Annotated in this window: 10 protein-coding genes; 3 read left to right on the top strand and 7 right to left on the bottom strand. The window is 47.5% G+C overall.

Annotated features, from left to right (window positions below; all coding sequences use genetic code 11):
• Positions 1 to 37: 37 nt before the first annotated feature.
• From ACYVF1_RS27410 to ACYVF1_RS27400, 3 genes are all read right to left on the bottom strand, one after another.
• A complete protein-coding gene (locus tag ACYVF1_RS27410) occupies positions 38 to 445 on the bottom strand; it encodes a hypothetical protein (RefSeq protein WP_461085002.1) in 408 nt (135 codons plus the stop codon).
• 140 nt (positions 446 to 585) lie between these two features.
• Positions 586 to 1,926, bottom strand: a complete 1,341-nt coding sequence (locus ACYVF1_RS27405; RefSeq protein ID WP_461085000.1) for a hypothetical protein — start codon at positions 1,924 to 1,926, stop codon at positions 586 to 588.
• 213 nt (positions 1,927 to 2,139) lie between these two features.
• The gene (locus tag ACYVF1_RS27400; RefSeq protein ID WP_461084998.1) at positions 2,140 to 4,011 is read right to left on the bottom strand and encodes a glycoside hydrolase family 13 protein; all 1,872 of its coding nucleotides are present in this window, start codon (positions 4,009 to 4,011) and stop codon (positions 2,140 to 2,142) included.
• Between the two features lie 214 nt (positions 4,012 to 4,225).
• On the opposite strand from ACYVF1_RS27400, the gene ACYVF1_RS27395 reads away from it, so the two are divergent.
• Together ACYVF1_RS27395 and ACYVF1_RS27390 are read left to right on the top strand one after the other, a co-directional pair.
• Entirely contained in the window at positions 4,226 to 5,941 is a 1,716-nt protein-coding gene (locus ACYVF1_RS27395) for an alpha-amylase family protein (protein ID WP_461084996.1), read from the top strand.
• Between the two features lie 134 nt (positions 5,942 to 6,075).
• Entirely contained in the window at positions 6,076 to 6,948 is an 873-nt protein-coding gene (locus ACYVF1_RS27390) for an N-acetylmuramoyl-L-alanine amidase-like domain-containing protein (RefSeq protein WP_461084994.1), read from the top strand.
• Positions 6,949 to 6,962: 14 nt separating this feature from the next.
• Here the strand turns inward: ACYVF1_RS27390 and ACYVF1_RS27385 are convergent, their stop codons facing one another.
• From ACYVF1_RS27385 to ACYVF1_RS27370, 4 genes are all read right to left on the bottom strand, one after another.
• Positions 6,963 to 8,471: a sulfatase family protein gene (locus ACYVF1_RS27385; protein WP_461084992.1), complete on the bottom strand. Its 1,509-nt coding sequence runs from the start codon at positions 8,469 to 8,471 to the stop codon at positions 6,963 to 6,965.
• 68 nt (positions 8,472 to 8,539) lie between these two features.
• Complete coding sequence (locus tag ACYVF1_RS27380) at positions 8,540 to 9,667, bottom strand: GHMP family kinase ATP-binding protein (protein ID WP_461084990.1); 1,128 nt, start codon at positions 9,665 to 9,667, stop codon at positions 8,540 to 8,542.
• 120 nt (positions 9,668 to 9,787) lie between these two features.
• A complete protein-coding gene (locus tag ACYVF1_RS27375) occupies positions 9,788 to 11,326 on the bottom strand; it encodes an arylsulfatase (protein WP_461084988.1) in 1,539 nt (512 codons plus the stop codon).
• A 137-nt stretch (positions 11,327 to 11,463) separates the two neighbouring features.
• Positions 11,464 to 12,852, bottom strand: coding sequence for a Gfo/Idh/MocA family protein (locus ACYVF1_RS27370; RefSeq protein ID WP_461084986.1), 1,389 nt, complete (start codon positions 12,850 to 12,852; stop codon positions 11,464 to 11,466).
• A gap of 226 nt (positions 12,853 to 13,078) precedes the next feature.
• On the opposite strand from ACYVF1_RS27370, the gene ACYVF1_RS27365 reads away from it, so the two are divergent.
• Positions 13,079 to 14,098: a LacI family DNA-binding transcriptional regulator gene (locus ACYVF1_RS27365; RefSeq protein WP_461084984.1), complete on the top strand. Its 1,020-nt coding sequence runs from the start codon at positions 13,079 to 13,081 to the stop codon at positions 14,096 to 14,098.
• Positions 14,099 to 14,144: the final 46 nt, after the last annotated feature.

Here is a 14,144-nt window from a genome sequence, read left to right as displayed (position 1 = left end):
TCGCTCTTTCGCTCATTCACCCTTTCGCTCTTTAAATCTACTCCTTCACCCCCATAAACGCCAGCCCTTCAGATGTACCGACGGCGTGATGCACTTCGAGGACCCAGCTTGTTTTTGTAACATTCAGGTCACGTATTACTTCCAGCCCATATTGACCGATGGATTGACCATTCACGGATAAATTGTAACTGGTCGGGCTCAGTTTCGTCGCTTTAACATCCGTTAACGTGTATTCCCCCACCCCAAACCGGTCGTAAATAAGTTGATACGTATCGTCGCTTGTAGCGTGAACCGTTAATCGTTGCGTAGTAGGCATGGCACAACGTATCGGGTCGATCTGCACTCGAAACTGACCGGGCAACGTACCGTCGTCGGTCTGTGAAACGATCTCTTTGTGGCATCCAGCTAGGGCCAATAGTATGAAAAGGAACGTAGCGATTTTCATAAGGCAAGGTGATTTACCGGAAGATTCCGAAAAACACCTTACCGTTGGAAGAGACTTGTTTAAACTACCAAGATTACTTCCGCAGTTTCAGCACCATCGCCGTTTTGGCAGATCATGATAATTTTAACCAAGCAGGCTACTCATTCTTGCTTAATTACAAAAACTAAAGTATAGCCTCCGATTTTATTAATGTGTTCTGTCTTGTATATAGAAACGGTCTTTTTTAAAATGCTCAAATTTTTATTTCGCCCATTAATTACAGCTTGGCTTATGGCTAACGGAATTGACTTATTAAATGCTGCTTTATATAATGAAATAACGCATTCATGGAATTTATATATTGCCGAATCTTCTTCAATTTGAGAGTTGACGTTCAAAACCAATTTTAGCTGCTTAGCTACTTTATTATCTCCAGACACGTAATAAGCAATATTGTTATTTATAATTTCATTATTAAGCAGAATATAAGGAGAACTTGCCTGCCATATATTATCATAACAGTTTTTGTAGTAGTTTGTCTCAATTCCATTTCCAGTAAGAAAGTCCTTTGATTTGTATGGTGACCAACCTTCTGAAACATCAACATGGGGAGGATTTCGCTCGATGAGTTCTAATTTCTTTATATCTAAAAAGGATATCAACACATCCTCTTTTGTTTTAATTGGATGAACTGATATGCTATCGTACCAACGCTTAAGCAAGTCAGTGTTGAACTTAAAATGAAGTACTGTCTGACTTTTAGCAAACTTACGGATGTCTTCATTCGTTACATTAAAGTCAATTGAAGAAAATGCAGATTCATAAACTATATAGTGATATAATAAATATAAAAAGGGAATGAACCATATACCAAGTATTATAGGTAATGAAAATTCCTCCATTTTATCTAGAGTAATTAATTTTATTAAATTTTCAGCGAAGAAATAAAAAGACGCTAGAAACATAGCGCTTCCTATTACAAAAGCTAATATCTTAAATACCTGATTTGCGGCTTTATGCTTTTCATCTTTTTCGGAAGATGCTATTAATCCTCCTAGCAAAACACTCATAACCACGATAGATAATTCAATAAATATGTTAAATGTGCGTTGGCTAGTGATAAAATCAGTTATTACAGAAAATTTAATATTATCTTTAAATGCTTCTTTGAAATACTCTTTATTCTTATGTGTGATATTGTATAAGTTTATTGAAGCCGAGAATAGAAACCAAAATATAGCATCTTTTATTAAGGAGTTTTCCCAGAACCCTAGAACATAAAAGATTAGAATTGGAATTAAAGAATATAACGCGGCAAGTATATATATAATTATGAGTTGCTTAACGAAAGCAAATTTTATGAGTTTAAAGATTGATAATCGAAGAGATTCTATTGAAAGGCAGTAAAAGAAAAATATTAAACAGCAAATCCCAATTGCAACCTCTCTGGAATTAAATACGCCTATTTGACGAAAATCAAGTAAACCATGTAAAGCGCTCATCGGTATTTATTTTCTCCGTCACTAAAATACAACTTTACTAATATAGATTTATTAAACTATCATAGATAATGATATACGGTAATTTCAGCTCTTCATTTGGCGAAAAATAGTGATAATATTATGGTTATAGCAAGAGTAAATTTCAACTATGTACTTTAATAGGTTGTAATATATTTGATTACAACATACTACAACCCATTAGTATTCTCGTCATTATTTCTGCAACTCGAGTATCAGAGCCGTTTTAGCAGGAATTTTCAACAGTTTAAAATCAGTAATCATGGCATCGGTCATTATGTTGCGGGCCGACGTAACGCCGTTTATTCGTTCGGCAAATCGGGACGTATCAAGCGAGATTTCTTTGTCGTTCGTGTTGGTAGCCACCATTATGGTCTTGCTGGCGTCGTAACGGAAATATACATACGTACCATCCTGCGGCAGAAATTGCATCAGCTTTCCGGAATGCAGCACCGGATTATCGCGCCGATACGTAGCGAGTTTCCGAACGTATTGAAATGCTTCGTTTTCGCGGTCGTTACGTCCGGCCGTTTCGAATTTATTTTCCTTGTCGCCCGGAAAGCCTCCCGGAAAATCGCGACGCACTTCGGCATCTGATGGGTCTTTGAAATTCTTCATCAGGATTTCCGTCCCATAATACATCGACGGAATGCCGCGTGTGGTCAGCAGCCAGGTGAGGCCAATTTTATACTTGTCGAAATCCTCGCCAATCACCGATAGATAGCGGTCGGTATCGTGATTATCCAGGAACGTAACGAGCTTGTTGGGATCTGCATAAACGGCATCCTGCGCCAGTGCCTGATAAAACCGATTGACGCCATCATCCCAACTGAATTTCTGTTTCAGCGCATCGTTCATCGACGCATAAAGCACAAAATCGAGTCCGCCGGGCTGATTGGATTTAAATGGAAAATCAATCTTGTTCCGTGTGTAATACGCCTGATCTACTACGTTGTTTACCCACGACTCGCCAAAGATGTGAATCTTCGGATATTCGTCCATGAGCGCCTGATTGCAGCGGTTCATAAACGGCTGATCATTATACATATACGTATCGACGCGCCAGGCATCAACGCCAAAATTTTCGACCGTCCAGATGGCGTGCTGAATCAGGAAATTCGCTACGTAGGGATTGCTTTGATTCAGGTCGGGCAGGAAGGGCACGAACCAGCCATCGAGCGTTACGCGCCGGTCTAACGTAGCACCGTGTGGGTCGGTGATGGGCTGGTATTTGTACGACGTATTGGTGTAGGTCGGCCACTGGTGCAGCCAGTCTTTGCTGGGCATATCCTTGATGAACCAGTGATTGATACCGCAGTGATTATAGACCGCATCCTGCACCACTTTCATGCCCATGCCGTGCGCTTTTTTTACGAACGCCTTGTACGCGTCGTTCCCTCCCATGCGCCGGTCAACGTTGTAGTGATCGGTGAAACCATAGCCGTGGTACGCCGAACGCATAGCCCCACCCTCGTTGGTAAGTGGTTGATTATTTTCCAGAACGGGCGTAAACCAGATAGCCGTAACGCCCAGGTCTTTCAGGTAATCGAGTCGCTGAGAGGCCCCTGCCAGATCGCCCCCGTGTCGGTAGAATGGATTCGACCGGTCGGCGTTGGGATCGGCCATGTCGGCAAATTTATCGTTACTTTCGTCGCCGTTAGCAAAGCGGTCGGGCATGGCCAGATAGATAAAATCGGCTGACGTAACGCCCTGGCCTTTCGGCGATTTGTCACGGGCTTTCAATTCAAACGACTGCGTCAGCGTCTGGCTACCCCGTTTGCCCCTGATTTTCAACGTACCGGGTTTGGCTGTAGACGCAATCGTCAAATCCAGAAAGACATAGTTGGGATTCTCGACGGTGTGCGTTTTCACCAGTTTAACCCCGGGATAGTTGAGTGCATAGGCCAACGTACCCGCATTAGGTCCGTAAACCAGCAATTGTACGTTCGGATTTTTCATACCAACCCACCAGTTCGTCGGGTTAACGCGCTGTATGGTAATCTGTTGGGCACGTATCAGTTGAAGCGACAGAAAGACTAAAAAACAGGTACAGGTAAAATGTTTCATACGTATCATAGGTCAATCATAAAATAATGCAACAAGAACGTAAAATTAGCCCAATATTTTCGTCGAAAAAGGCCATAGTTTTGCGTCGAAAAATTAAAGAGCGAAATCGGACCGCCGATGCGGAATGAATGCGTGAATGAGCGAATGGCCTACCGGCAAATTCGCTGCAATTCGCTATCTCTCTTTCACTCTTTCATCCTTTCGCTCTTTAATTATGTATACGTCATCAACTAATCCAGTAAGCGACAAACTGGTTATTTATCAGATTTTTACCCGTCTGTTTGGTAATCAACGTACGACGAATCACTGGAACGGAACCCGCGATGAAAACGGGGTCGGTACGTTCAATGCTATAAACGATGCTGCCCTTCGGAGCATCCAGCATTTTGGGGCTACGCACGTCTGGTTTACCGGCATCCTGGAACATGCTACGCAAACGGATTATTCAGCATATGGCATTCGTTCCGACGATCCGTCTGTGGTGAAAGGTCGTGCGGGTTCACCTTATGCGGTGAAAGATTACTACGATGTCGATCCCGATCTTGCGGTTAATGTACCCAACCGAATGGCTGAGTTCGAGGCACTTGTGCAACGCACTCACGCGCATGGGCTAAAGGTCATCATTGATTTTATACCCAACCACGTAGCGCGCCAGTACCATTCCGACGTAAAGCCAGCCAACGTAGTAGATTTAGGTGAGCAGGATGATACGTTGGTGGGTTTTTCGGCGAAAAACAATTTTTACTACCTACCGGGCGAAACTTTCATACCGCCAGATGGGAACGTAGCATCCGGTACGTTGCATGAGTATCCGGCCAAGGTGACAGGCAGCGGTTCCATTACGTCGAAACCCGACCAGAACGACTGGTACGAAACCGTAAAACTTAATTACGGTCTTAACATTTTCGATGGAACCACTCACTTCGACCCAATTCCGGCTACGTGGCATCAAATGCTTGACATTCTGCTGTTTTGGTCAGCCAAAGGTATCGACGGCTTCCGTTGTGACATGGCGCATTATGTACCGATAACGTTCTGGCACTGGGCTATCCTCCAGATAAAAAAACGATATCCCAACCTGCTTTTCATTGCAGAGATTTACGAACCCAGCCTGTATCGCTCGTTTATTTTCGAAGCTGGTTTCGATTATCTATACGATAAAGTTGGATTGTATGACGCCGTTCGTGCTTTAATGGAAGGCCACGGTTCCTGTTATGAACTCACACGGGTATGGCAGCAGGAATCCGGCGATTTTTCCCAGCACATGCTCCGTTTCCTCGAAAACCACGACGAACAGCGAATTGCATCGCGATTTTTTGCCAATGACCCCTGGGCAGCCATTCCAGGCATGACCCTGACCGCCACCATGCATACGGGGCCCCTGCTGCTATATTTCGGCCAGGAAATAGGGGTTAGGGCAGAAGGTAGCGAAGGATTTAGTGGCGATGATGGCCGCACAACCATTTTCGATTATTGGGGAGTACCCGAGTGGCAGGGCTGGATAAACGCGGGCCGCTACGACGGTGGCGAACTGACAGACGAGCAACGGGCGCTACGTGCTTTTTATCAGCAACTGAATCATCTGGTCAACGGATCGGATGCGATTCAGAACGGCTATTTTTATGATTTGCAGTACGCCAACGATAATGGTCAGAGTGCCGGGTACGATGCCCATCAGCTATTTAGTTATCTGCGCTTCACCGACCGTCAGAAGTTACTCATTGTCTGCAACTTCTCGAATCAGAATACGTATGAAACCACGGTACGTATTCCAGCGGGCGCGTTCGATGCCATGCGACTCGATTCTGGCCGAACGTATCAGTTCACCGATATTTTTTTAATGAATACTACTGTGGAAAGCGTTGGTAGTGTGGGAGTTCCACTGCTGATCCAGCCACGTAGTGTATGGGTGATGGAAATAAAATTGTAGATTAGCGCATCTTTAAAGAGCGAAAGTGTGAATGAGTGAACGAGCGAAAGTGCCTGCCGGACGCTTTGTGCTGTATAGTATTTCGCTCATTCGCTCTTTCAGTCTTTCGCTCTTTAACATTTACCCACCTAACTATGCGAAAACTTTACACAGCATTTTTTCTGCTGTTGGTACCGTCTATTTTATGGGCGCAGGGAAGCATTTCTCCGCTGCAATCGCTGACTTTGATTGGCGGCAAAACGCCAGCCGAAACAGCCGTTAGTTTTGGTAAAAAATTAATGGGTTCTCCCTACGTAGCACACACGCTCGATGGTATCTATCCAGAACAGTTGATTATTAATGTACAAGCTTTTGACTGCACTACGTACATCGAAACCGTTCTGGCCCTTACACTAGCCTGGCATGACGTAACCGACAAACAGAATCAGGCGCAACTGGAGCAAGCGTTCCGGAAATACCTGACCAAACTCCGTTATCGCGACGGCCAGATTAATGGTTATGCCAGCCGACTGCACTATTTTTCGGACTGGCTGCGCGACAATGAACGTAAAGGATTGGTGGCCGACGTAACGGCCGAACTGCCTGGCTGTCTTTCTGTTGCCAAACCGATATCGTATATGACATCGGCAACGTACAAATACGTACCGCTGCAAGATCCCGCTATTTTCAAACAGATGGCGATGGCCGAAGCCGCGCTGAGCCAGCAGGCGTTTGCCTTTATTCCGTCTAAAAACGTTCGTCAGGCTGAGAGCCAGCTTCGCGAAGGTGATATTGTGATGCTGACAGCCGCCCGTCCCGGTCTCGACATGAAACACGTTGGCCTGGCTGTGCGGCAGCCAAATGGCCGTTTTCATCTGCTTCATGCCTCCTCCGATCAGGGCGAAGTGGTGCTCACCTCCTACCCAATCAGCGACTACGTACTGTGGCACAAACGATTGTCAGGTATTCGGGTAGCCCGGTTACGTTCAGAAACAACCCTTTCGGCTTCAGTTACCCTCGGTAAGTAGCCTGACCAGACTACTTATTGCGCTTCTTTACCCCGAATCTTATCCAATTCCTGTTTCAATTGCTGAACGCGGTCGGGATGCTGGTCGGCTACATTCTTTTTCTCGCCAATGTCATCGGTCAGGTTATAGAGCTGGGGTTTGGGGTTATTGCCGAGTTCGGTATCGGTATTTTTGGAATAAGGCGCTGCATTACTGGGTTCAATGTACTTCCAACTCTTCTGCACAATCGACAACGTACCGGCATGCTCAACAATCACCGATCGGCCAGCCGGGTCGCGACCGAGTAAAGCATTGAGTTGGTTTTCGCTATCGGGTGAGTCCGTATGATTGAAGGATTGCCCCAGCAAAGCCGCAAAGTCAGCCAGAAAATCCACCTGACTGACGGGCGCTTCCGATACACCGACTTTTACCTGCCCTGGCCAACGTACCAACAACGGAACCCGCGTTCCGGCTTCAAACGCGCTATATTTTCCACCCCGTAACGGACCGGCAGGCTTATGACCATTCAGTTTTTCTACGGCCTGATCCTGATACCCATCGTCAACAACCGGGCCATTATCGCTCGATAACATGACAATCGTATTATTGGCTAATCCCAGTCGGTCAAGCGTTTTCAGTACCTCACCCACTTCCCAGTCGAATTCTAGTAGTGCATCTCCGCGAGCCCCCAGGCCACTTTTACCCACAAAGCGAGGATGTGGTACGCGTGGTACGTGGACGTCGTGCGTGGCGAAGTAGAGAAAAAACGGCTGCTTCTGATTCCTTTCGATAAACGTAACGGCCTGCTTTGTAAACGTATCAGCCATATCTTCATCTTTCCAAAGTGCCGCTTTACCACCCGTCATCCAGCCGATACGTCCAACGCCATTCACGATGGTCATGTCGTGGCCGTGCGAGTGCTTCATTTTCAGCTTCTCCGGGTTTTCGCTCCCCGTTGGCCAGTCGCCAATTTTTTGTTTATAATCGACCTGAATCGGGTCTTTAGGGTCGAGATTGACAACGCGGTGATTCTCTACGTATACACAGGGAACGCGGTCGCCGGTAGCGGCCATGATAAATGAATTGGTAAATCCTAATTCCAACGGTCCGGGTTTTACGTCACCATTCCAATTAGGTCCTTCCGGACCACCCAGTCCCAAATGCCATTTGCCGACTGCACCAGTCTGATATCCAGCCGCTTTGAATACACCGGGCAACGTACTACGTCCGGGTTTGATGATAAGGGATGCATTACCGGGGGCTATACCTGTTCCTTTTTGGCGCCAGGCGTATTCACCCGTCATGAGCGAATACCGCGATGGTGTACAGGTAGCTGCGGTGGCATAGGCGTTTTTAAACCGCAATCCCTGACTGGCTAGTCGATCGATATTGGGGGTTTTGACTTTTGTGGCACCGTAGCAGCTTAGGTCGCCATAGCCAACATCGTCTGCGTAGATGAGTACTACGTTAGGACGTTTGGCAGACTGCGCAGAAGCCATTCCACTTAACAGAAGTAAACTGACAATCAGAAATTTATTTATCATAACAGGTATGTTTGAGCCAGACCGGAGCCAAATCCGAGTAGAATGCCTATTAATTTTCAGGGGCCAGACTAGAACGGTTCGCCATAGCGGCTTGGCACTGACACTAGTTGAGAATGTGTTCCTTCATCAACCGAAACAATGTATGCCTGACCACCTTCGCGTTCAATAGCTTCGGCCACTTGTTCGGCGTTGTTGGGCGCGTATACAAACATGCATCCACCCCCACCCGAACCATTTATTTTCCCACCAAGAGCCCCGGCCGCTAACGCAGCGTCGAGCATTCGGTTAATTTTGGGCGTCGAAATCTGCTGAGCTTCCCGCAGATTAGCTTGGTGTTCCGTCAGCAATCGGCCGAATTTACTATCATCCAGCGACGTACTGCCGGAGGTTTGCAGGAGCGTCAACGCTTCCCGCAGGATGTCCCGGTTCGACAGTGTTCCTTTCAGCAATACATAGTCATCTTTGGACAAAACGTCTTTGTACTCCGTGACGGCTGTAATGTCGGTTGAATGCAGTGAAAAGTCGGAATTTAATTCCTTTAACTGTCTGACGATACGTAGCATACCAAATTTCACCCGTCCCAGAATGCCAATGGTATCTTTTGGTTCCTGCGAATTACCCAATACAAACGTACCGAGCTTTGGGTGATACGTTTCCAGATGGATAGCGGGTTGCGATTCCAGGTAAATAACGCCACCGACAGCCGTCGAATAATGGTCCATCATGCCTCCCGGTTCACCAAATTCCAATACTTCAGCCATATACGCCAGTTCTGCTAATTCTTTGGGTTCCAGAACTTTCGGTGTATCCGACAATTGTGTTAATACATTCAACCAGCTAATCAGCAGTGCCGACGAACTGGACGTACCGGCATTGATGGGGATTCGCCCCTGTACCTCACCTTCGATACCGGCACTAAACTGAAAACCAGTGCGATGTAATACGTTGATGGCACTTCGAAAATAGTCGCGGTCGTGCTGATACGTCAGGGGTAACTGGGCCAGACTGAATTGTTCTGTTGTGCCAATATCCGGTAAATTCAGGTGTACGTTCTGCCCGCCGATACGTTCAGCCGTAATCTGAATACGGCAGGAAATGGCCGCAGCGATGACGGGCAAGCCCAGATAATCAAGGTGTTCGCCAAACAGGCAAATACGGCCGGGCGTTGAGACAGTGACAGCGTGGCTATTGCGCATAAAGATCAAAAATAAGTATCACGAACACATTCCTTTGGCGTTGAAAGGTCAAAGCTGATGATACGTTGTTATTCTATTATCTATTTCAGGTCAATTTTTGCCGACAGGCTATAGTCAGTATTACATCCCGCCGGGCGTTACTTTGGGATTTATTATTTCCCATTCGTTAAGGTGAGCCGGTACATGCTCGCGCTGAACAACAGTATCAAATTGCTTTATCAGATCAGGATGCTGGGCCGCTACGTTGGTCGTTTCGCTTTCATCCCGGCTTAGGTCATAGAGTTCCCAGGGGCTTTTCCGATTTTTGCGCAGGTCGGTTTTTACTCCTTTCCAGTTTCCCATTCGAATAGCAAGCTGTCCGCCTTTTTCGGGGTATTCCCAATAAATAAAATCATGCTTTTTCTGCTTCGATGGTTGACCAAGTAGCGTAGGCAAGAAGGAAAGGCCATCTGTTTTAAACGGTTGCTTATACCCAACTACATCAGCCAACGTGGCCAGTAAATCGTATTGAACTGATACGTGATCTGTCACCTGACCAGCTTTAATTTTTCCGGGCCAGCGGGCCAACATCGGTTCACGGATACCCCCTTCATAAACATCCATTTTCAAACCGCGCAATTTCCCGACGCTATTAAAATAAGCCGCTTCTGTACCTCCGTTGAACGTAGCGCCATTGTCGCTCGAGAACATCACGAGGGTATTGTCATCGAGCTTCAGTTCTTTCAGCAATTGCATCAGCCCACCAATCTGCTTGTCCATATACGTAATCATGGCCGCATACGTAGCACGCGGATACGGCGTCGAGGCATAGCTCTTCTCGCCCAGATAGGGTTTATCTTCGAACTTACCAATATACTCGTTTACAGCGGCTTCGGGCGCCTGAAGTGATACGTGGGGAACGGTAAACGGCAGATACAGAAAAAAAGGGTGGTTTTTATTTGTTCTCACAAACGCCTGCGCTTTCTGCGCCATTTTGTCAATAGCGTAGTCTTTACCCCGGAAGTAGGCAAATGCCTCGGGCGTAGCGGTTTCGGGCGTTAATTTTTTATGGACGTTGATAACCGGATTGTTCAGTTTGTCCCATTTGCCATTTTCCCAGAGGTGCGTTGGGTAGTAGTTATGAGCCTGTTTCTGATCGAGATAGCCGTAGAAGTAATCGAAGCCCTGTTCGTTCGGGTTACCGGTGGTGTTTGCCATACCGAGCCCCCACTTACCGATACAAGCCGTTTTGTAACCCGATTGCTGTAACATTTTCCCAATTGTAAACGCGCCCGGATACAGCGGCATCTGACCTGCTTCGAGCGAGTCGGGAAAGCCACCCATTTCGTAATTGCCCCGGATGTAGGAATGGCCGCCGTGTTTACCGGTCATCAACATGCATCGGGCGGGCGCACAAACGGGCATACTGGTATAATGCTGCGTGAAGCGCATCCCTTCGCGGGCAATCTGGTCCAGATTTGGCGTTTTGATTTTTTGTTGACCGTAACAGCCCAATTCTGCGTAGCCCATGTCATCGGCATAGATGTAGATGATGTTCGGTCGGGCCACGTTCGGCGTTACGGCATGGGGTGTGTAGTTTGTAAATAGCCAGCCTGATGCCAGAACAGTAACAAGGGTTAGAACAGAAACAAAGGGTTTCTGGTATCGAAGCTTTTTCATACGTTTAACTAGATAGGCAAACTACCTGCGAAAGTAAAATGATGACGCGGCCATATTGATTTGACCGCGTCATGCACGTAACCAACCTATTTACTTACTAAAAACTGGAGCCAGCCCCGGAGGATGCCGGTATATATCTAATAAATGTCGTTAAGCCCAAAAATGGGTTTGTTGGTTTTCCACTTACCACGCGTGAAATCCGGAATGTCAATGGGTTTGCTGCCTTTGGCGATACTTTCTTCCGACAATGGGCTGATGGCACTCCAGGCCGCTGCATCGTATACGTCGATGGGGGGAGCAACCTGCGCCTTGATAGCCTCGATAAAACCACGTAGCACGAAGAAATCGATGCCGCCGTGACCCGCATTCTGAGCCGTTTGAGCGTGCTGTTTCCAGAGTGGGTGGTCGTATTTTTCCTGATATGTTTCGAAAGGCTCCCAAGTATGCGGCTTGGCACTGAGGGGCTTACCGTTGGCGTTTTCCAGATAAATCGACTTGTTATCGTCCATCCAGATGCCCTGCGTACCCTGCGCCCGGAAACCGAGTGAGTACGGCCGGGGAGAATTCGTATCGTGGATAATCATGATATTTTCGCCGTTCGCGCATTCCACCATGGTCGTCACTACGTCACCCAGCTTGAAATTGACTTTCGCATTGGGGTGATTGGCTCCGCCATGATCCACTACGTACTTGTGCAGCCCCCGGCTTTTGGTTGCCATGCTCGTCAGGCGGACAAACTGGTTCCCTCGGTTGATATTGAGCCAGTGCGCCACGGGTCCGAGTCCGTGGGTTGGATACAGGTCGCCGTTGCGGTCGACGGAGTGTTGAGTACGCCAGCTTGCTTCTGAGTAGGCGTTTTTACCAAACTCGGCGCCTACGCCGTGGCCCTTTCCATCGTTGAATTTGATGTTTCGCAGATCGTGTTCGTAACCGCAATGGGCATACGTCATTTCGCCGAACATGCCCTGACGTACCATATTCAGAATCGCCATGACATCGCGTCGGTAACAAACGTTTTCCAGAATCATGCAGTGTGAACCGGTTTTTTCGAATGTATCAACCAGATCCCAGGATTCTTTCAACGTAACGGTTGCCGAAACCTCGACGCCCGCGTATTTACCTGATTTCATGGTCGCCACGGCCATTGGTACGTGCCATTCCCAGGGCGTAGCAATGACCACGCCGTCGATGTCGTCGCGTTTGAGCATTTCTTTAAACGCTTCGTCACCTTTTGAATAGGCTACCGGCGCTTTTCGACCTGCTTTCTCGATCATGGCATTGGTTTTGGCGATCGCATCGGCCGATATATCACAGATCGCGGTAATTTCAACATCGTCGCGGTAGAGCGCCTGACTCACATGGCTACGTCCCCGCAGACCAACGCCGATAAAACCCAACCGCACTTTAGCCAACGGAGCTATATGTGAAGCCGCCAGCGTCGTATTATATAAGGTAGGAATAAATGGCGCGGCAGCAGTGCTCAAAGCGGCTGTCCGAAGAAATGATCGACGAGTTGTCATGGTCAAGAGCGCTTAAGGGTTACGGGGAACGTAGTACTCACCGTGAAAAGTGATTGTAAATTAGCCGTTTTCTATCGTTACGTCAATAGACAAATGGGTATTCGGTGCCTTGTAGTTCTCTTTGTGGCTATGCAAACGTTTGTTTTAGTCTGTGCAAACGTTTGTCTAAAGCGGCATTTATTTTCAATTTTAGCCGCGTGAAGCCAGCTTGAGCTAGCCAAACTGACCGTTGATGAAAGAAGCTGTAACGATTAAAGAAATTGCCCGTCAATTACGTATCTCGCCATCGACGGTATCGCGGGCCTTACAGGATAGCCCGCGTATCAGCGCTCAGACCAAAACAGCGGTACGGGCGCTAGCCGAGCAGCTCCAATATTTTCCTAGTATAACGGCCCGAAATCTACGGCAAGGCAGAACTGGCATTGTGGCTGTTGTGCTGCCCGAAATTCGGGAGAATTTCTTTTCCGAGGTGGTAAATGGCATCGAAGAAGTGGTTTTTGCCGCTCACTCGACGGTTGCGCTCTATCAATCGCACGACCGATACGACCGCGAAAAGCAGATTCTGGAAACGCTGGCGTCCAATCAGGTCGATGGTGTATTGTTGTCGGTTGCGAAGGAATCGCAGCAGTTCGGTCATATCCAGCGACTGCTCGACCGGCGCATTCCGGTGGTGCTGCTGGATCGGATTCCCCCAAAAATCGATACGCATCAGGTCGAATGCAACATGGAAAAAGGCGCGTTCGAAGCAACCAAATGGCTGGCCCAGCGGGGTTGTCAACGTATTGCTCTGCTGAATGGACCGCAGCCCCTTGTTGCCAGTGAAGAACGGTATCGGGGCTACATCAAGGCGTTACTCGAAGCGAAATTACCCGTAGAAAGCGCACTCATCAAACGCGTCGATTTAACCACTGGCGACATAAGCGAAAAAATGACGCAACTGTTAGAAACAGCTCACCCAGACGCCGTTCTGGCCTTCAACGACTACGTAGCACTCGATGCCATGCAGGTGTGCCGGAGTCGTGGGAAACGTATCAATCAGGATATTTCGTTCGTGAGTTTTTCTAATCTGCCCCTCACTACGTACCTGGAACATCCGCCACTGGCTTCGGTGGAGCAGCATCCTTACAAAATTGGCTACACAGCGGCTGAGATTCTTCTGAAAATCAACGATGGTACGTTGAACGGAGCCGAGTTTCAAAAGATTGTTCTGGAGCCGGAATTGGTGATTCGGGAAGAGAATAGGCCCCGATAGCCTCTGGCTGTCGGAATTGCCGGATGGGTTGTAGCTACCCTATTAG

This window comes from Spirosoma flavus (assembly GCF_054778555.1).
This window is presented reverse-complemented; position numbering and strand designations above follow the sequence as displayed.

Excerpts from the sequence above, each read along its gene's own strand:
- ACYVF1_RS27385 (WP_461084992.1), bottom strand. The coding sequence starts at position 8,471 with ATGATAAATAAATTTCTGATTGTCAGTTTACTTCTGTTAAGTGGAATG.
- ACYVF1_RS27375 (WP_461084988.1), bottom strand. The coding sequence starts at position 11,326 with ATGAAAAAGCTTCGATACCAGAAACCCTTTGTTTCTGTTCTAACCCTT.
- ACYVF1_RS27390 (WP_461084994.1), top strand. The coding sequence starts at position 6,076 with ATGCGAAAACTTTACACAGCATTTTTTCTGCTGTTGGTACCGTCTATT.
- ACYVF1_RS27405 (WP_461085000.1), bottom strand. The coding sequence starts at position 1,926 with ATGAGCGCTTTACATGGTTTACTTGATTTTCGTCAAATAGGCGTATTT.
- ACYVF1_RS27400 (WP_461084998.1), bottom strand. The coding sequence starts at position 4,011 with ATGAAACATTTTACCTGTACCTGTTTTTTAGTCTTTCTGTCGCTTCAA.
- ACYVF1_RS27365 (WP_461084984.1), top strand. The coding sequence starts at position 13,079 with ATGAAAGAAGCTGTAACGATTAAAGAAATTGCCCGTCAATTACGTATC.
- ACYVF1_RS27395 (WP_461084996.1), top strand. The coding sequence starts at position 4,226 with ATGTATACGTCATCAACTAATCCAGTAAGCGACAAACTGGTTATTTAT.
- ACYVF1_RS27380 (WP_461084990.1), bottom strand. The coding sequence starts at position 9,667 with ATGCGCAATAGCCACGCTGTCACTGTCTCAACGCCCGGCCGTATTTGC.
- ACYVF1_RS27410 (WP_461085002.1), bottom strand. The coding sequence starts at position 445 with ATGAAAATCGCTACGTTCCTTTTCATACTATTGGCCCTAGCTGGATGC.